Source organism: Luteimonas saliphila (genome assembly GCF_016774335.1).
Classification (GTDB): Bacteria; Pseudomonadota; Gammaproteobacteria; order Xanthomonadales; family Xanthomonadaceae; genus Luteimonas; species Luteimonas saliphila.
Genome location: NZ_JAETWA010000026.1, coordinates 87900 through 106469, shown reverse-complemented (window position 1 = coordinate 106469; position 18570 = coordinate 87900). Strand labels below are relative to the sequence as shown.

At 62.3% G+C, this 18570-nt stretch carries 20 protein-coding genes; 12 read left to right on the top strand and 8 right to left on the bottom strand.

The features are described 5' to 3' along the window. Positions 1-41: 41 nt before the first annotated feature. The gene (locus JMO03_RS21625) at positions 42-230 is read right to left on the bottom strand and encodes a transcriptional regulator domain-containing protein (RefSeq protein ID WP_425491796.1); all 189 of its coding nucleotides are present in this window, start codon (positions 228-230) and stop codon (positions 42-44) included. Positions 231-409: 179 nt separating this feature from the next. Continuing rightward, the gene (locus JMO03_RS06235) at positions 410-787 is read right to left on the bottom strand and encodes a DUF2958 domain-containing protein (RefSeq protein WP_238345938.1); all 378 of its coding nucleotides are present in this window, start codon (positions 785-787) and stop codon (positions 410-412) included. 208 nt (positions 788-995) lie between these two features. On the opposite strand from JMO03_RS06235, the gene JMO03_RS06230 reads away from it, so the two are divergent. After that, entirely contained in the window at positions 996-1313 is a 318-nt protein-coding gene (locus JMO03_RS06230; RefSeq protein WP_202841516.1) for a helix-turn-helix domain-containing protein, read from the top strand. After that, the gene (locus JMO03_RS06225) at positions 1314-2048 is read left to right on the top strand and encodes a hypothetical protein (protein ID WP_202841514.1); all 735 of its coding nucleotides are present in this window, start codon (positions 1314-1316) and stop codon (positions 2046-2048) included. It abuts the gene before it with no gap. 93 nt (positions 2049-2141) lie between these two features. Here JMO03_RS06225 and JMO03_RS06220 read toward each other — a convergent pair whose 3' ends face one another. The 3 genes from JMO03_RS06220 to JMO03_RS06210 form a co-directional block, all read right to left on the bottom strand. Continuing rightward, on the bottom strand, positions 2142-3023 hold the full coding sequence (locus JMO03_RS06220; protein WP_202841512.1) for a hypothetical protein: 882 nt from the start codon (positions 3021-3023) through the stop codon (positions 2142-2144). A gap of 110 nt (positions 3024-3133) precedes the next feature. Next, the gene (gene radC / locus JMO03_RS06215; protein WP_202841510.1) at positions 3134-3634 is read right to left on the bottom strand and encodes a RadC family protein; all 501 of its coding nucleotides are present in this window, start codon (positions 3632-3634) and stop codon (positions 3134-3136) included. A gap of 451 nt (positions 3635-4085) precedes the next feature. After that, positions 4086-5573 (bottom strand): gamma-glutamylcyclotransferase, encoded by a 1488-nt coding sequence (locus tag JMO03_RS06210; protein ID WP_202841508.1) that lies wholly within the window; start codon positions 5571-5573, stop codon positions 4086-4088. A gap of 327 nt (positions 5574-5900) precedes the next feature. On the opposite strand from JMO03_RS06210, the gene JMO03_RS06205 reads away from it, so the two are divergent. The 8 genes from JMO03_RS06205 (at position 5901) to JMO03_RS06170 (ending at position 12304) form a co-directional block, all read left to right on the top strand. Further along, positions 5901-6077, top strand: coding sequence for a hypothetical protein (locus tag JMO03_RS06205; protein ID WP_202841506.1), 177 nt, complete (start codon positions 5901-5903; stop codon positions 6075-6077). A gap of 130 nt (positions 6078-6207) precedes the next feature. Next, positions 6208-7140 carry a DUF2971 domain-containing protein gene (locus tag JMO03_RS06200; RefSeq protein ID WP_202841504.1) on the top strand — a complete coding sequence of 311 codons (933 nt, stop codon included), beginning with the start codon at positions 6208-6210 and terminating at the stop codon, positions 7138-7140. Between the two features lie 5 nt (positions 7141-7145). After that, on the top strand, positions 7146-7829 hold the full coding sequence (locus tag JMO03_RS06195) for a hypothetical protein (protein ID WP_202841502.1): 684 nt from the start codon (positions 7146-7148) through the stop codon (positions 7827-7829). Continuing rightward, positions 7822-8613, top strand: coding sequence for a hypothetical protein (locus JMO03_RS06190; RefSeq protein ID WP_202841495.1), 792 nt, complete (start codon positions 7822-7824; stop codon positions 8611-8613). Before JMO03_RS06195 ends, JMO03_RS06190 begins: the two co-directional genes overlap by 8 nt. Before the next feature lie 52 nt (positions 8614-8665). After that, complete coding sequence (locus JMO03_RS06185; protein WP_202841493.1) at positions 8666-9472, top strand: hypothetical protein; 807 nt, start codon at positions 8666-8668, stop codon at positions 9470-9472. A gap of 96 nt (positions 9473-9568) precedes the next feature. Continuing rightward, positions 9569-10192, top strand: a complete 624-nt coding sequence (locus JMO03_RS06180; RefSeq protein WP_202841491.1) for a type IV toxin-antitoxin system AbiEi family antitoxin domain-containing protein — start codon at positions 9569-9571, stop codon at positions 10190-10192. Then, positions 10185-11057, top strand: a complete 873-nt coding sequence (locus JMO03_RS06175) for a nucleotidyl transferase AbiEii/AbiGii toxin family protein (protein ID WP_202841489.1) — start codon at positions 10185-10187, stop codon at positions 11055-11057. Before JMO03_RS06180 ends, JMO03_RS06175 begins: the two co-directional genes overlap by 8 nt. Positions 11058-11146: 89 nt before the next feature. Further along, positions 11147-12304: a hypothetical protein gene (locus tag JMO03_RS06170; RefSeq protein ID WP_202841487.1), complete on the top strand. Its 1158-nt coding sequence runs from the start codon at positions 11147-11149 to the stop codon at positions 12302-12304. A 41-nt stretch (positions 12305-12345) separates the two neighbouring features. Here JMO03_RS06170 and JMO03_RS06165 read toward each other — a convergent pair whose 3' ends face one another. The 3 genes from JMO03_RS06165 to JMO03_RS06155 form a co-directional block, all read right to left on the bottom strand. Next, positions 12346-14175 carry an AAA family ATPase gene (locus JMO03_RS06165; RefSeq protein WP_202841485.1) on the bottom strand — a complete coding sequence of 610 codons (1830 nt, stop codon included), beginning with the start codon at positions 14173-14175 and terminating at the stop codon, positions 12346-12348. Between the two features lie 56 nt (positions 14176-14231). Continuing rightward, on the bottom strand, positions 14232-14693 hold the full coding sequence (locus tag JMO03_RS21620; RefSeq protein ID WP_202841483.1) for a GIY-YIG nuclease family protein: 462 nt from the start codon (positions 14691-14693) through the stop codon (positions 14232-14234). A gap of 94 nt (positions 14694-14787) precedes the next feature. Beyond that, positions 14788-16299: a hypothetical protein gene (locus JMO03_RS06155; RefSeq protein WP_202841481.1), complete on the bottom strand. Its 1512-nt coding sequence runs from the start codon at positions 16297-16299 to the stop codon at positions 14788-14790. A gap of 399 nt (positions 16300-16698) precedes the next feature. On the opposite strand from JMO03_RS06155, the gene xth reads away from it, so the two are divergent. Next, positions 16699-17472: an exodeoxyribonuclease III gene (gene xth / locus JMO03_RS06150; protein WP_202841479.1), complete on the top strand. Its 774-nt coding sequence runs from the start codon at positions 16699-16701 to the stop codon at positions 17470-17472. A 220-nt stretch (positions 17473-17692) separates the two neighbouring features. Then, positions 17693-18505 carry a DUF2884 family protein gene (locus JMO03_RS06145; RefSeq protein WP_202841476.1) on the top strand — a complete coding sequence of 271 codons (813 nt, stop codon included), beginning with the start codon at positions 17693-17695 and terminating at the stop codon, positions 18503-18505. The last annotated feature ends 65 nt before the right edge of the window (positions 18506-18570 follow it).

Here is an 18570-nt window from a genome sequence, read left to right as displayed (position 1 = left end):
GTCCGTGCCTGCGATGCCAGACCGGTTGCGCGTCGCGTGCATCAAGGGTCGGGTCTTCCGGGAAAGGACAACCCCCAGTGCGCGACCTCGCCCGTGCCGTGTACGGCACGCGACCAGTCGGCGCGGTAATGGGGATTGCGACGCAGGAATTCCCACGCCAAGCTTGGTCCCTTGAGATGCAGCACGTATAGGTAAGCAGCCGAGGGCTGCCAGTCGGCGTTGTCCGTCATGGCTCGATTCCCGCGGTTAAACTCGGCAAGTATCGTGGCACGCGCAGCGTGCACGATGAATCGAACGCGAATCGGGCGGAAAGTTCAAGTCGCAGACGTGCCGATTTCGGCACGTCTGCGAAATGCATTACTTGCTGAAAAGCGTATTGACGTAACTGCGGCAGTACGTCGTGTCGTGGTTACGGCCGGATAGCGCAGGCCTCGCGCGCCTCGCGTAGATAGGCGCTGAGCGTCTGGCGCGCCGCGAAGTCGGCATCGCAGCGGATGTGATCACTGGCGACGGTGGCAAGGTCCGACAGGCGCACATAGTCCAGCACCGGTGCGCCCAGGCCGAGATCGCACAGGCCGTAGGCCAGATCCGGATCATCGGGATCGAGCTCGGTCAGCAGCCACGACGCCGGTCCGTCGGCGACGAACAGCCGCACCACCGGGTACGGGTCGTGGTCCTCTCCATTGGCTGTGCGCGTGCCGTTATCGAGTAATCGGGCGCGCAACTGGCTGGGTATTGAATTCACGTCGTCGTTCGCGGGTTCACCCGTCCCCAATCGCTCACGCAAAGCCGTACATCCGGTTCTGCGGCTCTACGGCATTCCAACATTCCGTAATGACATCTATACGGCAAGATCCCCGTGCGCCGGCCTCCGGCCGCGCGCAGGCATCTTCCGAGAATTTGCCCGGCGTGAAAAGCAGTGGTTGTCCGGGCGCAATGCGCATGAGTTAAATATAACGTGGTTAACGACAGCCCGCTAGTCGACGCTTCCGTGCATGCAGAAGCGTTCCGTCCAGCGCGGTCGTCCGCCCGGTACCACCACCTATGACGAGGTGCCGGCGAAAGCGTTCGGCGCTTCGGTGCGCGCTGCGCGCACCGCGCAGGGCATCGCGCAGGAAGCACTCGCCGCGCGCGTCGGCGTCGAACGTTCGCACATGGGCAAGATTGAGCGTGGCGAGCACTTGCCAAACCTGGGGCTGGTGTTGAAGATCGCGGTGGCGCTGGAGTGCAGCGCGGCGGAACTGATGACGGCGACCGAGACGGGACTGCCGAAGGGGTGGTTCACGCCCAACCGCGAAGGAACCCAGCAGTAGATGGAATGGGAGGTGCAGTTGGCCGGCGAGGCGTTCGACTTGGATCAACTCGTCTTGGCCATGGCGGTAACCGATCCATCGATTAACAGTACTGAACGCGGATACATGCTGCGGTACTCGGCATTTGAATCCCTCTCGATGCATCAGGAAGTGAGGGATGTCGCCACTGATCTGCTTAAGGCGTTCAACGGCATCGTCTGCCTACTGCTAGGGAGCAGGCAGACGATCAGCGTCGCTTCCGTCGCCAAGCGTGACGCCGAAGGCGGCTGGGACGCTTTGATCACCATGCACGAGACCGTGAGATTTCGCGATGTGCTCGACACCTCCGTGACGCAGCCAGATGGTAAGGCAACGCATCATCATGCCGCTGATCCTGCGGCTCAATGGCTCAAGCTGGCAGTGGCCGACCCGAATGTTGCAAAGGTGTTTCGGTTGCTCGCACCACCACCGGCGTCGTGGGCGACGCTGTATAAGGTCTACGAAGTCATCGTCGACGATATGAAGGGGCCGGCTTGCATCTCTCAAGCCGCCTGGGCCACCGAGCGAGCAATGGGCCGTTTCAAGCATACCGCCAACAGCCCGAAGACAATCGGCGACCTTTCGCGACACGGCACAGAACCCACGGAGCCGCCCGCCGCCCCCATGCCCCTGTCCGAAGCTCGATCGATGGTGCTGACTCTGGTACACAACTGGCTGCGGTATAAGCAGCAATCGTCGACCGAGAACGTGGCCTGAGCGGCACTTCATGTTCTGGCGCACCAACTTCTCGCGCGCGCTTGCGACGTGGTAATGCAGCCTACCGCGCGTTCCCCGCTCGACGGCAAGCGCCTACGCCTTCGGGCGAATCTTGCCCTGGAGTTCGCTCATCCTGATCCGCGCACATGGGGCATAGCGGGCGCATAACCGACCAACTTCCTCACGACCGGCATCCGAACACAGCGGGCCGATGGTAACAATCATGTCTTGCAACGCACTGGGCGCGAACTTCAAGTCGATGTATGGCGACAATGCGCCCTGCCGGTGCCACAGTGGATCGCGCACCAGCTCGTGGTAGCACTCTCCGTACTCAGCTGGGTCTTCGGTTCTGCGTGGACCGCGCACAGTGGTCAGCACGAAACGATGCTCCCGCTGGAACGCCCATCTGTTCCACTTGTATCGCGCAAGCTCCGTCGGATAGCCGTCGATCACGATCGTTTCCCCGTCGTGGCGGACATGCCGTCGATACGCCTGGACGACGTCATCTACGTACAACACTTCTTTGAGAAAACGGCTGCGGTCAATGACGGGAAGAAGCAAGTAGCCGTCGCCGAACACTTCATCCAGTGGGAATGGCGCTTCGGCGTTGTCGAAGTGCCATTTTGCGTTGGTGCCGGGCACTTGGTGAAATGCATTCAGCAGTTGCCACGCAAACGGATCGTCTGGGAGAGAGATGCGGACACCCTGCTTGGTATCGCCGTACATGCTCCATTGCGCGATGTCTTCCGCGTCCTGCTTGACCCAGCAACTGGCGAACAACTGCGCTCCGAAGTCGATCCCGGCCACTGTCTGGGCCTCCAGTACGTCGTCGAACCTGTCGAGTCTGGTAAAGCGCAAACGACCGGAATGGAGGATGGCCGCGAGCGCGGCGACGCTTGTGTAGTGGTGAATCACTTGTCTTTCTTCCCCTATCCATGCCATTTGCCGATTTTCCCACGGACGGGTCAGCGGCACGTCACGCCTCGGTACGGACAGCGAACGCTTCCGCGCAAGACGGGGCGTGCCGTGCCGCCGAAGCGCAGGAAAACGGGAGAGCTTCCGCCCTCCCGTCGTCGCCGAACTCATCAAACCCAGCCGCGCTCGGCCAGGGACAGGGTCGCGTTCCCACCGACAATGATGTGGTCCAGCAATCGAATGTCGACCAACGCCAACGCCTGCTTGAGTCGCGCGGTGACCGCACGATCCGCCGCGCTGGGTTCGGGATTGCCACTGGGATGATTGTGTGATGCCAGAATGGCGGCCGAATTGCACATGAGCGCCTCGCGTACGATGACGCGCGGATGCACCTCCGCGCCGTCGATGGTGCCTTGGAACAGTTCGGCGTAGTGAACAAGTCTATGTCTCGTGTCGAGGAACGCCGCGACGAACACTTCTCGTTCAAGTCCTGCGAGCTTATCGCGGAAGAATCCTCGCGCAATCGACGGATCCAGAAACGACGTCCCACGTTGCATGCGTTGGTCGACCATGCGTCGCGCGGCCTCGAGGATCTGGTCCGCATTCGCGAGCTGATAGCGACGCTTACTGTCGCGAACAAACAGCGGAGAATCGAAGGAAGAAAACGACATGAGCCTGCTCCGGTACCGGGCGGGATTGCCCGGCCCCGGCCCGCATGCCGCAGCACAGCGGTCAAGGGTCGCAGACGGCCGCAGGCCGCAAGCGTGCACAGCACGCGCCGCCCTTGAGGGCGAAGACCGGCATGACACCCTGGCCGGACCGCAAGACCGCCCCCCTCAACCCACCGACCCGCAAGCGGAGCGCGCAGGTCCGCAGGACCGCAGACGTCAAGGGATCAAAGCCGAATGGCCGTGACTCCTCGGAGGCACGGGGTGCCGCCCGCGAGCCCGAAGGCGGCACGCCGGGACCCATAGGACCCAACACTTCGCCGCGCTCGGTTCTGACTGTACTCACCCACCTGCTCGAAGGCACCTGCGGGCGCAACTGGCGAAGTCGGCTTTCGGCCAGCAACGCGCATCGGATCTGCCGTCTGGACCGAGAACTCGCGCCGACATCGTCGTCTTACCGCTCGAGACTTCCGAGCGTAGCCCTCTGCTTATCGTCCCTTGTCTTGTCGGGATCTTCGATCGCCTCAACCGACTGGATGTAGTCAATATACTCAGGTGACAGGCCGTGTTCCCTGCCGCCTGCAAGGACAAAGTCCTTGTACCAGCCATAGGGTTTGAGGCTGTCGTCGATGTGGTCGGAGGTGGCGAGATAAGTAAGGACCTTTCGCCTGCGCCCTTTGTCGTTAATGACCGTGACCGTCGCGTGCTCGTAGCCGCGTCCCACACCTTCGGCCTTGTCCAGTGCTGCACGTTCGACAGGATCGAAGCTGAACAAGACTCCCATCACGCTATTGTCGTCACCAGTGGCCAATGCGTTGCACTTCCCGGATTTGTCCACGCTGCGCTTATGAAAACGAAGCGCATGGCCCGGCAAGGTAGCGATGCCGAGGGGTTTGCAGCTCGGCATGCGTTTGCGTAGCCGGGCGGTCGACATGTTGGACCCGTAGGCAAAATAGACGACGTGCTCCGGAACCCCGGTTCTCGTGTTCTTCAGCGGCTCGATCGCGGGATTTCCCGGTTTCAGGATCGTCCGTAGCGGGACTGCCATTATGCTGCACTCGTCGGCTTCTTCGCCTTCGCGTGTGATGATTGGCTGTCCATTCTCGAGGTCAAGGATTGGAACAGGCCTGCCGGCCCATCCGCAGTCGGCGCAGCGCGGTCGTTCCCAGAGTACACCCGCCGACTCCGTGTTCTCGCCATGTTCGGGTTCGAGACGCGGTGAACCGCAGTCGGGGCATTCGCCAGGCACCCCGCGCAATTCGCGAACGATCAATGACGTCGCCATGCCGATAGCGTGTTGGATCAACGAGTGCGCCATCTCGGCATCAATCCAGGTGGCCGACTTTGAATGCGTCAGCCAGTTTGAAAATGTCCATGCGGACTCAAGCGCACCCTTGAGCGCCCCGCGACGCTCTTTGTTGGTGTCGCCCGGCAGAAGATCGTTGCAGATGATCTCTGTCCACGCGCGGAAGTTCGCCCGTTGTGGCGGTTTGTCCGTCCATATTGCCGCGTCCTGTGCGACGCCGATCAACTCGAGAAGCGTCTCACGAGAGCGGACGCCTACGGCCTGATAGGCCGCCAGATCATGCGCATTCGTCACGGCGGTGCCGGCTTCTTCCATTTTCTCGAAGACGGGGCCGAACGGGAGGATGCGTAGATCGTCTTCCTGTTGTTTCTCCGAACGCGGGATGCGGAGCATCAGGCCAATGTGGAAGGTCAGGGCGAGATCCACGTTCGGGAACTGCTCCTGCGAATAGAGGTTTGTGCCGCCTGTTATTACCCACCAGCGATCCTTGTCGGTGTGGATGTCCCACACGTCGTGACGGGTATTCAGAACGGCTTCCGAGTGAACTTTCTGCATGAAGATCACTTCAAGGTCGGGCGCCTGCCATTCAAAGTATTCCCGGACTTCCTCGATCTCCTCTTCGGTAAACTTCAACATGATCGTCTCCCGCGAAGACTCGTCGCGCCACGGTGCAGAGGGTTAGCAAAACCCCAACAATAGCCTGATATCCCTGACCTTCAAAATCCGGCGGGCGATGGGGATATCCGAACCGGTGGCACGGATGAACTGCCTGTACTCGGCATAGACCTGGGCGGAGTGACCCGTCAAGGCACTGCTGTGTCAAACCCGGAAATCTCGAAGGGATGATCAGCTCTTTGCGAGCAAAACTCCTTCGGTTCTCAACGATGCGTCGACATCAGTTCCTGAGGCAGGGAAGTCACCTAACGACACCCCCAAAGACGCATAGGCATCCCCATCGGCGTCGTGGTCTGGCGCGATCTGGCCGAACGCCAGCGCCGGGAACTGGTCGGCTCCCGCCTGCTCGCCGCGGATGACAAGTGGGAGCGGGTCGACGGGGTCAAGCACCTGATCGCCAGCCGTCTACTCGACATGACTTCACTGCTCGGCGCACTCGATACACGGTCGCGGGATTCTCGTTGAGGATAATCGCTGTGCCCGCCTTGCCGGCGGCATTCCATGGCTCGGAACGGGGCGCCGGAAGCTTCGAGTATGCGAGACCGGCTAGTATCGGCGAGACGGAGGGCGCACTCTTCCCGACCAGACGGATCCGATGGCCATTCCATCTTTTCTTTACAAGTACAAGGCCTTCAGCAATTTCCTGCTGGAGGAGCTCTGTGGTTCGGCGACCTACTTTGCCAGTCCCAACTCGTTCAACGATCCGCTGGATTCCAAGCCGAGCATTGAGGACGACCTGTCACTTTCCGACAAGAAGCTGCTTCTGGCAGCCTTGCTCAAGGAACACAAGCCGAAGCAGGATCCGGAGCAAGTCCTCGCCGAGTTCGACTATCTGGCGCGGGAAGAGAACGAATCGGACAAGGCCGCCGCGCGTTTCACCAGGCTGATCGACTCCGAAATCGAACGGCTGCTCCTGCACGAGATCGGACAGCGAGGCGTCTTCTCCCTGGCCGAGAAGTGGAACTGCCCTTTGATGTGGAGTCACTACGCACACAACCACGAGGGTCTGTGCCTGGAGTATTCGACCCACGACCACGCCGCACGCAATCTGCTGCAGGTCCGCTACGACGCCGACCGCGCCATCGCGCTGAGCGCGTTGTTCGACTGGAAAGTGAAAAACCTGCGCGGTGCACGCCAGAAGGTGCTCGAGCTGGCCTTCCTGTCGAAAGCCGAAGCATGGCGCTACGAAAGTGAATGGCGAATCCTCGGCAAATGCCCCGGATCGCACGGCGCGCCGCTGGAGTTGACGGGCATCTATTTCGGACAACGCTGCTCAGCCGCAATCGAGACCGCCATCGTCAAGACCCTTTGCGACGTGACGCCAAGATTGGCGTTCTACCGTGTCCGTTTCCATCCCCGCACCTTCGATCTCTACCGGGACGAGATTGATACCGACGAGGTGGTTCAAACCGGGGTTCGCCCCTCCGCGGCGCTGATCTTCGGCCGCGAGATGGCACCCGTGCTGCCGCCAGGCGCCATCCCGCTGGTGGCGCCCGAGCCGGACGAAGGGCCGCCTTACTTCCAGTAGCCGTGATGACACACGATCAAGAATCCAATCAGGGCGGATCCAGCGGACCGAAGGCGCAGCCCAAGGGTGCGGGGCGCAAGACGCCCAGGGATGCCAGCGACCGCACGCTAGGCTTGACCAACATCTGGCAGGTGCTGCGGAAGCTGTGCTGGGAGGTTGAGCTTCTCAAGGCGATCCCGGCCCACATCCAATCGGGCACTCGGCCCGTCGACGTGTTGCACGTGCAGGATGCGAAGCTCTACGCCGCGGTCAATGCTGCCTCGACCAATATCGCCCTGGTTGATTGGCTCTATCACTCGATCCGGAACGACAGCGCGCTCATCGAGCGATCCCGGGAGGTCTTCCCGGGACTCCGCACCGATACCGACAAGGATTTCCTGCGTTCGATCCGTGGCATCAACAAGTCGATCAACATGTGCCACCAGATATGCAATGCCAACAAGCACTTTCACCTGATCGAGCCGCAAAGTGACTTCAAGATCCTTGTCGGGGATCTCGTGATGGAGCAACCCGATGGAACCACGAAGCTGGGCGTCGTCACCCATGTCGTACAGAACGGTGAGGGCATCGAAGGCCGGGGCGCTGTCGACACCATGCTGGCCGACCTCGTGCCCTGGTGGGTGGACGTCCTCGACAGGATCCAGCTGCCGGGCCGCGATCTGTTCTTTCCCGGGAGGCGCAATGGCTGAAGTCTGCTACTTGTGCGGTCGGCCCATCGATAGCGAGCCGGCAAGCGGCGACCATGTCATTCCCGTCTCGCTGATCACCCGGGACCAGCCGAAGGCGAAGGGGTTCGACTACGGCGGCAAGCTGCCGACGCATGCAGATTGCAACAACCGTTTCGGCCCGGAGACGTATGTCACCAAGGCGCTCGACCTTCTGGAGTTCCTCGTCGGTGCAGACGGCCACGGCGAGTTCCAGCACCGGGATCATCCGCACATCACGATCAAGGCCCTGGACGCCTCCAAGCTCCCCAACTTCACCCAGCGGGACATCGAGTTCTTCAAGTTCATGGATGTCCGGGAGGAGGACTACGACGCCTGGAGCAAGCCGGAGTTCTTCAATGGAAAGCAGAAGACCAATCCGATGCGAGACGCGTTGCACGTCGCGTTCTCGGTGCTTGCCAAGAGCGCGGCAGCGCTGTTGATCAAGCGCGACCTTCATGCGGTACCACCGGCATGGCGAATCTATGCCGCTCCCTTCTCCGGGGCCACGGATGCGGTTGATTTCGGCGGCATTCTCGGAGACACCAAGTCGTTCGATCCCGGCGTGCACGTCTGGCGCAAGCCACTCAGCGCCACGGACTGGCTCGTGGTCTATCGCGCCCGGTCCGTCCTGCTGTTTCTCGTCTTCGTGTTCTCTGGCGAGAATGCCGGTGCGACACTCAAGCAGCATTTCCAGGGCGCCGAGGTCCATGAGTTCTCCGGAACATCGTTGAACGAACTACTGACGACGGGCTGGCGGAAGCTCTAGCCGCCTTCGCCGTGTTTTCCTGACCTGGTCGCCCGGCGCAATCGCATCCAAGATGGCAGGCATCGACACCCAAACACCCATGCGAGAAAAGCAACGCCATCGGTTCCTCGACTACGTGCCGCCCATCGTGGCCTTCCTCGCCGCCGTTGCCGCGGTCATCGGTTCGCCCAAATGGGCGCCAGATGGGTCCGGGCTTTCGAAGATCACGCCATTCGGCTGGAGCGTGCTGGCGATCGGATTCCTGGCCCTGGTCACGTCACTGCTGGTGACTTCGCGCAACAGGCGTGAGCAAGCCAGGCAGAGGAAGACCCGGGAACAGATCGCCGCGATCGGCGCTGGCCAACTGCTCAGAGGAGTTCAGCACGCAGTCCATCCGATCATCAACGACTCGATCTGGCGCCGGCAATGCGATGCGCCGGAATCACCCCTGGACCTACTCAATCCGGAACGCCGCAGGATCCTTGCCGCGCTCGACTTGAACTCGGCCTCGCCCTACGGCGACGGCTCGTTCGCGGAGATCCGCTGGTTCAGCATGCTGGAGCGCGCCGCCAGGGAAGGGTCGGCGGAGATCACGACGACGCTGCAGATCTACGCGAGCTACCTGTCGCCCGAGATCATGGACGCGACGACGAAGCTGCTCTATTCCGATTTCCTCCGCATGCGGTTGCTGCACACCCCCGAGATCGTCGTGGCCAATACCCATGGCGACGCGAACCGCCCGGTCCCGTTCTTCTGGGTGGCCGACGATCGGATGCAAAACCGCGACTACGAGGAATTCTGGCAATGCCTGGCGCGGGTCATGGCGCTGTGCGGGGCCGATACCACGCCCCGGGGCAGCCCGAAGTTCGGATTCCGCTGACGCTTCCTGTCCCTGAAGCCAGCGGCAGCGGTCCCCCGGGCTGAAACGTGTTATAAAACCTCGGCTGATATTGATTTCAGCCAAGGTTTTGTAACAATGCCCATCCCCCCGACCAGTACCCAACGCGAGCACGCCCTGTCGCTGCTGCAACGCCGCGGAATGATGCGTCTGCGCGAGTTCGACGAAGCCGGGGTCATGGCCACGACCGTCTCCCGGCTCGAACGGGACGGCGCCATCGTGCGGCTGGCGCGAGGCCTGTACCAGCTCGCCGACGCGGCCCTCGACCAGCAGCACACGCTGGCGGAAGTGGCCAAGCTGATCCCGAAAGGCGTCGTCTGCCTGACCTCGGCGCTGGCTTTCCACGGCCTGACCGACCAGCTGCCCGCCCGGGTGTGGGTGGCGCTGGACAGGAAGGACTGGCGCCCCCGCATCGCCTATCCCCCGGTCCGGATCGTCCGCTTCCCTGCCCAGCAGCTGTCGGTCGGCGTCGAGCGCCACCTCATCGAAGACATCCCGGTGTCGATCTTCGGCGCCGCCAAGACCATCGCCGATCTGTTCCGCTATCGCCGCACGGTCGGCGAGGCCGTGGTGATCGAGGCGCTTCGGGAAACGCTGCGCCAGCGCAAGGCCACGCCCGCCGACATCGCCACGTTCGCCCAGCAGGCGGGCGTCTGGAAGGCCATGCAGCCCTACCTGACCACGCTGACTTCCGATGGCTAAGCCCCCGACCAACATCGCGGCCTCGGTGCGCGCGCGATTGCTGAATCTCGCCCGCCAGACGCAGCGTCCGCTGGACCAGCTGCTGACCCGCTACGCGTTGGAACGCCTGCTGTATCGCTTGAGCCTGTCGGCGTACCGCGACCGCTACGCGCTCAAGGGCGCGCTTCTGGTCACGACCTGGTTCGACAGCCCGCACCGACCCACCCGCGACGTCGACTTCCTCGGCTTCGGCGACCCGTCGATGGATGTCCTGCTGGCGCGGTTCCGCGAGATTGCCGCGATCCCGGTCGACGACGGCCTGGCCTACGACATCGATGCCCTGAAGGCGGAGCTGATCCGCGACGACCAGCACTACGGCGGCGTGCGGCTGCGAACGACCGCGGCGCTGGCCGGCGCACGCATCCCCATCGTCATCGACGTCGGGTTCGGCGACGCGACCGAGCCGGGCCTGCAGGAGATCGACCTGCCCGTGCTGCTGGACATGCCGGCACCGCACCTGCTCGCCTATCCACCCGAAACGGTGATCGCCGAGAAGTTCGAGGCCATGGTCAAGCTCGGCCTGGCCAACTCGCGGGTCAAGGATTACTACGACGTGTGGGCGCTGTTGACGACGCGGGAGCTCGACCACGAACGGCTCGCCAGCGCGATTGGCGCCACGTTCGAGCGCCGGGGCACTGCCCTGCCGGCCGCGACGCCGGATGCGCTGACCGCGACCTTCGCAGAAGACGTCACGCACAAGAGCCAATGGCGTGCGTTCACGCGCAACGTCGAACAGGAGGCACCGACGTTGGACGTGGTGGTCGCCGAGCTGGAGGCGCGGCTGATGCCGGTTGTACTGCGGCTTTTCGCCCAGCAGCGCTCCTAAACCAGATTGAGCTGCAGTGATCGGATCGCCGACGCACGAACGTGGCTCGACCTCATGGGCAGCCAAGCTCCTGACAGGATCTCGGCGAAGTGCGCCATGATGAATACTTCTTGCAACGCACAGACATCCTCCGCGCCATGGTCGACGCCGCCACCTTCCGTTTCCCTGACATGAACTACCGATCTCCGCCGGCACTGGCATACCAGGTATGGTTTGGCGGCGGCCAAGTCGCGCTCTACAGCGCGAGCAAGTGCCAGCTCGACCACACTCACGGACTAAACGAGCTGGTGTTCGCTTCGCTGCAATCGCTGCAGTTGGACAAGCTGTTCTCCTGCCTATCTACATGCGGCCTGCCAATCCTGGGCATCACTGCCTACCAGCTCACGGACGAATTGACTGGTCGACGTGTTCCGCTTTTCATGGCATGGCAGGACGCAGAGTACTGGTGGGGAGCCAAGCAGGCTCACGACCGCTGGAACATGGTGAGCCACGGTGCTGAAGTCGCAAGCCAGACGCGCTTGGCCGATCTTGCAGACCGCATCGCCTGCGCTGTCGATGAATGTCAGACCCACCTGCAAAACCTTTGCAAAGCTTATGCCGTCCAATTGGGTGCGCAGGACGCGGAAACCTGGGAGCTTCCATCCCGCTGCTTCTCCGACAGCCATTCGCAAGCAGTGTATCCGGCCATCCACAGTTTCTTCTGGCAACTGGCCGTGCTACGCGACTTGCTCGCCGAGTTCGCCGCAGAGCACATTTTTGGACATGACGGCATCGCAACCTACAAGGGATTGCTGGACAAGCTCAAACGCGACTCCACGCCTGATCCCGATCTCACAGCCAAGCTTCGCGCCGCGGGCGATGCCGGAGGCTGGATTTCTGTGTTCACGAGCTATCGCAACCTGTTCACCCACGCCGCTTCACTTCGAAGCGTCCAAGGCGTTCACCACACGTACCAGGACACGCGCACTCTCTATGCGCGTTCGGTGCCGCAACTTTATTACCCGCTCCCGCGTGACCCGGAGCTGCTGGTTCGACAGCGCTCTTCAGGTTCCGCCGCGCGTACACCGACCATCCCCATTGAACCGACAGAACCGAACCGCTCTCATGAACCGGATGCGTTGGAGTACTTAGCCACGACGTTCGACCGATTTGTTCAGCTCGCGATCGCTCTATCGCTCCGTTCACCGGTGGAGCCGCAGATGCCGACGCTCACGGATGGAGACATTATCGAGTTCAAGGAGATCTGAACAACCATTTCAGCCTTCGGACCACGGGTCCTGGCTTTCGCTCAGGCGACCAAACCAAGTATCCCTTCGATTAGTTCTTTCAATTCAGACCTTTCATCGCCGTTATCCAGGTAGCGCGATCGCTGAATCATCTTCTCCGCGGTCATGCTTGGCCATAGCCTGTCGATGACATCATCGGCTTTGATTCCCAACGCCGCGCCGATGATCCTCTTGGCATCGCAGGTGTCGGTGAACACGACCACAGCTCCGGTTTCGTCCCGGATCATGTCCGCGCACAGGTAGTTCTCGATCTCCCGTTTCCGGGTGGCATAAAAGGCTCGTCCACGTCCTTCGACCTCCTGCCTCCGCCTTTGGATGGATCTCACGGCGACAGCGTCGCCGCCGATGTCAGAGTCGAGGAACACGCACCAAGGAACACCGAGATCGTCGGCGAGATTGAGAGTCACCCAGTGCTTCACACTGCCGCATCCGCCGATTGGGATCGGAACGATCCCGACATCTTCCAGGCTGGATCGGCAATGCCCGGCGTCCCTCAAAACAAGCGATGTGTGGCGCAGGAACATGACATCCGCCCTGCCTTCCACAAGCACCACGCCCCTCGCCCGTTCCATCCCGGTCTCGGGTAGCACGCCGAGACTCTCAGCAGCCTCCCTGAGCACATCCGTTTCCGGCATCTTGACGACAGGCACGCCTGCTCCATCTCTGGTGACGTACCGAATGCCCTCGATGGGGATCAAGCCGGCCAGCGCAGGCACATGCGTGGTAATGACGATCTGGCGGTTCGGTTGGCTCGACAGCGCCAACAGGGCCTTCATGAGCATCATCTGGTAGTTGGGATGCTGCGACGTCTCCGGCTCCTCGATCGCGTAGATCACGTTGCGTTGCGTTCCAACCACTGCCTTTTCCGCCTCGGCGCGGAAGAAGTTCAGGAGAATCAGCCGGCGTACTCCGCTTCCTCTCTTGTTGATAGGGATACCGTTCTCGCCATCCAGAGTGAAACTGAAGGTCCACTTGGGCTTCTCCTTGAACCTGGGCGTCAGCTCGTTGGCAAGCTCGGGAGCCATCTCCTTCAACTTGTCCAAGGTCCGGGCAGCCACGTCCAACACGCTGGCCTCGATCTGCTGCTCCAACGCGCTGATCTGCTCCCGCAGTGCCGCCTGCGCTTCCTTGACGGCTTGCTGCAGAGGGTTCTTCGCTTCCGCATCCCCGTCGCTGCTTTCCCTATCCGACTTGAACAGGGCGAAAGTCGGCAACTGATCCTGGATCTTGGTCCAGATTGACTTGCCCTCGGTCGATAGCCCCTTGTCCACATCGAGCAGGGTTTCCTGACACGCAATCGGCGCAGCCGAATCACGAATCGCCTCTCGCCACAGGGACGCCACGCGTTTGTCCGCAACAGCATTACCGACGCCCCTCTGCTCACCAAGTCGCTTGAGGTCGGCAATCTTCAAACTAAGGAGCGTACCAAGCTCCTGGTCGACGGGGTGCTCGCACCGAATGGCCGTTTGTTCGACCTTGCCCGTGCTCGCTTTAAAGGTTTTGACCACCTCCAAGGCGCCGCTGGCATTGAGAAGAAGCTCCCGCGCCAAGGTGGTCTCGATGTTTTCGTCCAGCACCAAGGATGCCGGCAGATCCTCGAACTCGCAGGCGATCTCGAACTTGTCGCCACCATCTGCGAGGCCGAAGCAATTCATGTCGCTCTTGTCTGCCTTGGCTCCATCGGTCTCAAAGAAGATGGCCAATGCTTCGAGGATGGTCGACTTGCCGTAGTCATTGCGGCCGACGATACCGGTTATCGCCTCGTCGATCGGAATGACAGTCGTCCCTCGATATCCTCGAAAGTTCGTAAGCTTGACGGTCTTCAAACGCATTGATGATTCCCCCAATCCAGCACTAGTACAAACGCTCGCCGCTGATCTACGTGAATCTACCGCTGGCCATCAGGTTGGCCCAAGGCACGTATGCTCGCTATATCCGCTTCAGTCAATGCGAACCATTCATTGCGGACACACCTCGGGGCGAACCTGGCATGCAGTGAGGACTCGTCCTGCTGCGCGTCGGCGGAAGGGAATTGATGGAGGAGGGTAAGGGGCTCTGGATTCGCGCACTGTAGCTGGCGCACCCTGTTAGGAACGGAGCGAGACGATCCGATCTTGCAATAGCCGGTAGTCGACTGGATCAGGTAGACGTAACCGAATGTGTCCCTCACCCTCGGCGGTGGCAGCTCGAACTTACCGAGATACTTTTCCCAACCAGGCCAATCGATCGTGCCGTAGGCCCCAGATCCATCCAAGTGTTCCGCTTCCCATGCGTGCAGGCGTTCACGCTCATCATGTGGCAAGGCGGAGTAGCAACCGACTGCTGCTATGCAGTACTCCACAAAGGACATTCCCATCTGACCAAGCCCCGATTCAAACTTGTGCTACGAAGTGGCAGCAATGAAAGGAACCGGCCCCGCAGCGCAGCAGGGCCGGCATGGACGATTAAGACGCCTTCTTCATTCCCCTGCGCAGCGCGAGGAAATCCGCCAAATAGTTGTTCCGCGGATTCGACTTCTTCACGCTGGCCGCGGTAACCGTACCGGCGTCCAGCAGACCGGACAACTCGTCTTCCCAGCGAACGACCCGGTGAGATTTCAGGAATTCCTCGAATTCGTCCCACTCTGTCCCCATCGGACCCACCGCGTCTCCCCGTAGGAACAAATCAGTTGCGACGGCCGTGCCTTTCTTGCCTTGAACATGCAATAGACCGAGCACAGCAACGATGTCCTGCAGAGCCTTGGTCTCCCTTCGACCGCTCCTGGCGACCAGGTGCAATGCCACTTCCTTTACGTCATGGCCGTAGGTTGCCCCCATGAACAGGACGTCGTCATAGTCCAGCCAGGCGTCCCCTTCCGTGTAGTGCGCATCGACCAGCATGCGCCGATAACCTTGCGCATACGCGCTATCGATGGACGGCAGGAACGGTAACTGTTTGATCGGCTCTGGCACCATCCAGTCCTTGGCTGGCGTGCCCCGGTGCCTCGGCATGATCCGAGCTGCGGGACCGGCATGTTCCGTCAGCGCCAGCGCAGCAGACAGCTGCTCGTATGCGGTGTGGTCGGTGATTCTCGACGCTCCGAATAGCACCATGCCATGCGTGCGCGACGCAAGTTCGCGACGCAACGGCTCCAGTGCTGCTCTCGGAATCGCGCCTGTATCCGCTTGCGCCTTGATCAGCACAGGCTTGGGATACCCTCTCGCAAACGGCCGACGATCCTGAAGCTCGCCCTCGTCGGTGACGACACCCTGCAATGCCGTGGGGGTATCGGATTCTTCTTCCCGCACCGTCCGGACCATCAAGTCGAGGTCTTCGCAGAGCCGATCCGGCGTTGGCGTATCCACCAGAACAGCCACGCGGTGTTCCGAATTGAGCGCGTGCAGGCATGCCATCTCCAGCCGCTCCGCGGAATCCTTCCACGTGGACTGGTCCAGCTTGAGAGGGCCGACGACCAACAAGGTTCCACTCGGCAACCGGTCGATCCCCGACGACCATAAGCCGTACTCGCCAAGATCGATGCTGCCTTGCCATCCGTTGGCAGCCTGCTCGGCGTAGACCAGGCCACCGTCGGTAGCGTCCTCGTAGCGTGCGAGCAAGGCATCGATCGCCTGTTCCGATGTCGTCACGTAGACGCCCGGCAAGGGGCCGCCCGGCCATACTTGCAGCACGCTGCGCGAAGCTGTGACCCCATCGTGAGCGAGCGAGGCCAGCAATTGCTTCGGCTCGACCTCCACCGAGAATCTCTTGTTGATCCGGTAAGCGAGTCGCGAGGCGGACGTCGTGTCGAGTTCGCAGGCGGCCACACGTTCCGGGAAGGCCATCACTTCCGGCCAGTTACGCAGCCCCGGCAATGCGGCGATCAGATCCAGCGCTTGGCTGTGTCCCACCAAGCATGACGATTGCTGAAGCAGGCCACGGATATGGCCTGCCAGCAGCTTCAACTGCGGGATATCCATTGTTTGTTCTCCTGGGCGCTAAGTCCGGTGCACGCATTGCGGGCCGCCCATGGAAACAATGGTTTCAGGGTTGGGTCTGCGGTGTGTTCCGTCTTCGTCTTGCCCCGGAGGGTGCGTGCGGCAGGCGACGGCAGCCAATGGCGAATATACGCCGCGCTGCGCCGGGTAGGAATAGGGCCCGCATCGAGACCCGCTGACCTCGGACTCGTCATTCGACCTTTTTCGGGCAACCGCGGCTGAACAAGGCGGTGTGGTGAAATGGGCTCTGCAACTGGCTGGCCGCGTGTGTGGCCGGCGCTTCTTGCCCGCCAGCTACTGTCGAAATTTGGGGGTATCGCTGGGGGTATCGCAGCGAACCGAAAAATTAAAAGCAAGCAAATTCAATAGGTTAAATGCTGTATGAAGATTGCCAGCTGGAACGTCAACTCGCTCAACGTGCGTCTGCCGCACCTGGAACAATGGTTGCGCGATACCGCGCCCGACGTGGTCGGCCTGCAGGAGACCAAGCTCGAGGACGCGCGCTTCCCGGACACGGCGCTGGCCGGGCTCGGCTACCGCAGCGTGTTCCACGGCCAGAAGACCTACAACGGCGTGGCGATCCTGGCGCGCGAGCGGTCGATCGAGGACCTGCAGGCCGGCATCCCGGGTTTCGAGGACGACCAGAAGCGGGTGATCGCCGCGACCGTCGACGGCGTGCGCATCGTCAACCTGTACGTGGTCAACGGCCAGGACGTGGGTACCGAGAAGTACGCCTACAAGCTGCGCTGGCTGGACGCGGTACACGGCTGGCTCGCGGACGAGCTGCAACGGCACCCGAAGCTGGTGGTGATGGGCGATTTCAACATCGCCCCCGAGGACCGCGACGTGCACGATCCGCTGGTCTGGAACGACGGCCACATCCTCACCTCGGTCGCCGAGCGCGAGGCGCTGCGCCGGTTGCAGGCACTGGGCCTGCACGACGCGTTCCGCCTGCACAACCACGAGGCCGGCGTCTTCAGCTGGTGGGACTACCGCCAGGCCGCGTTCCGCCGCAACCTCGGCCTGCGCATCGACCTGACCCTGGTCTCCGACGCGTTGCGGACGCAGGCGGTCGCAGCCGGCATCGACCGGGAACCGCGTACTTGGGAACGCCCGAGCGACCACGCCCCGGCGTGGGTGACGCTCGCGGGCTGATCGTTCCGCACCGGCTGGCAGACCGACCCCGGGCTCGATCCGGGGGAAGGATCACCCTGGCGGGCTGGAGAACGCGGATCCCCCGCCAACGCTCGGGATGTCGGTATCTGACGTGGTTGGGTCCTCCCCGGCATTCCCGATGGTCATGCTGACTTTCCACACATGTGTGCGGAAGCCTCCGTGGCGATGCTGGGGACCATCGCCCGGCTCCCTGATCGCCATGCGCCTGCTGTCCATCGTCGCCCTCGTCGCCCTGCTCGCCCTGCCCGCGCTCGCCCGCGCCGATCCACCGAAGCCGGAGCTGTCCTCGACCCGGTGCGGCCTGGCGACCGGCTACAACGTGCTGGTCGACGGCGGCGGCGTGTGGCTGTACCGCGAGGCCGGCGTGCCGAAGGAGATCTTCTTCCACGACGGCGAGCTGAGCATCGACCGTCAGGTGCAGGCGGTCAGCGCCGCGGACGCGCAGCGCCTGCGGCAGCTGGAAGACGAATCGCGCGTGCTGATGCCGCAGGTCGCCGACCTCGCGCGCGAAACCGTCGGAGTCACCTTCGACTCGCTGGCCGCCGCGGTCGAGGCGATCACCGGCAGCAAGCGCAAGGCCCGCAGGCTCGACGATTTCCGCAAGGACACGCTGGCCCACGTCGACCGCACGCTCGGCACCGGGCGCTGGGACCAGGACGTGTTCGGCGAAGAGTTCGAGGCGCGCGTCGAGGCCGCCGCCGAGAGCATGGCCTCGAGCATCGGCCGCAGCGTGCTGTGGGCGGTCTTCACCCCCGGCGGCGCGGAGCGCATCGAACGCCGCGCCGAGAAGATGGAAGCCGAGCTCGAACAGCAACTGGAAGCGCGCATCGCCGCGCTCGAAGCCCGCGCGGAAACGATGTGCACGCAGGTCGCGACGATGCGCACGCTGCAGGATGCGCTGGACTACCGCTACGACGGCAAACCGCTGCGATTGCTCGAAGCCGCGGAGCCTCCCGCGCGCGACGACGTTGCGCGGGGCGACGCCATTCCGGTTGCCGCGAACCCGGACTGAGGTTTCGCTTCCCTCATGGCGTATGCCGCAGCGTGCGGCAGGTCGCGACGCGCCGTTGTCGCGCC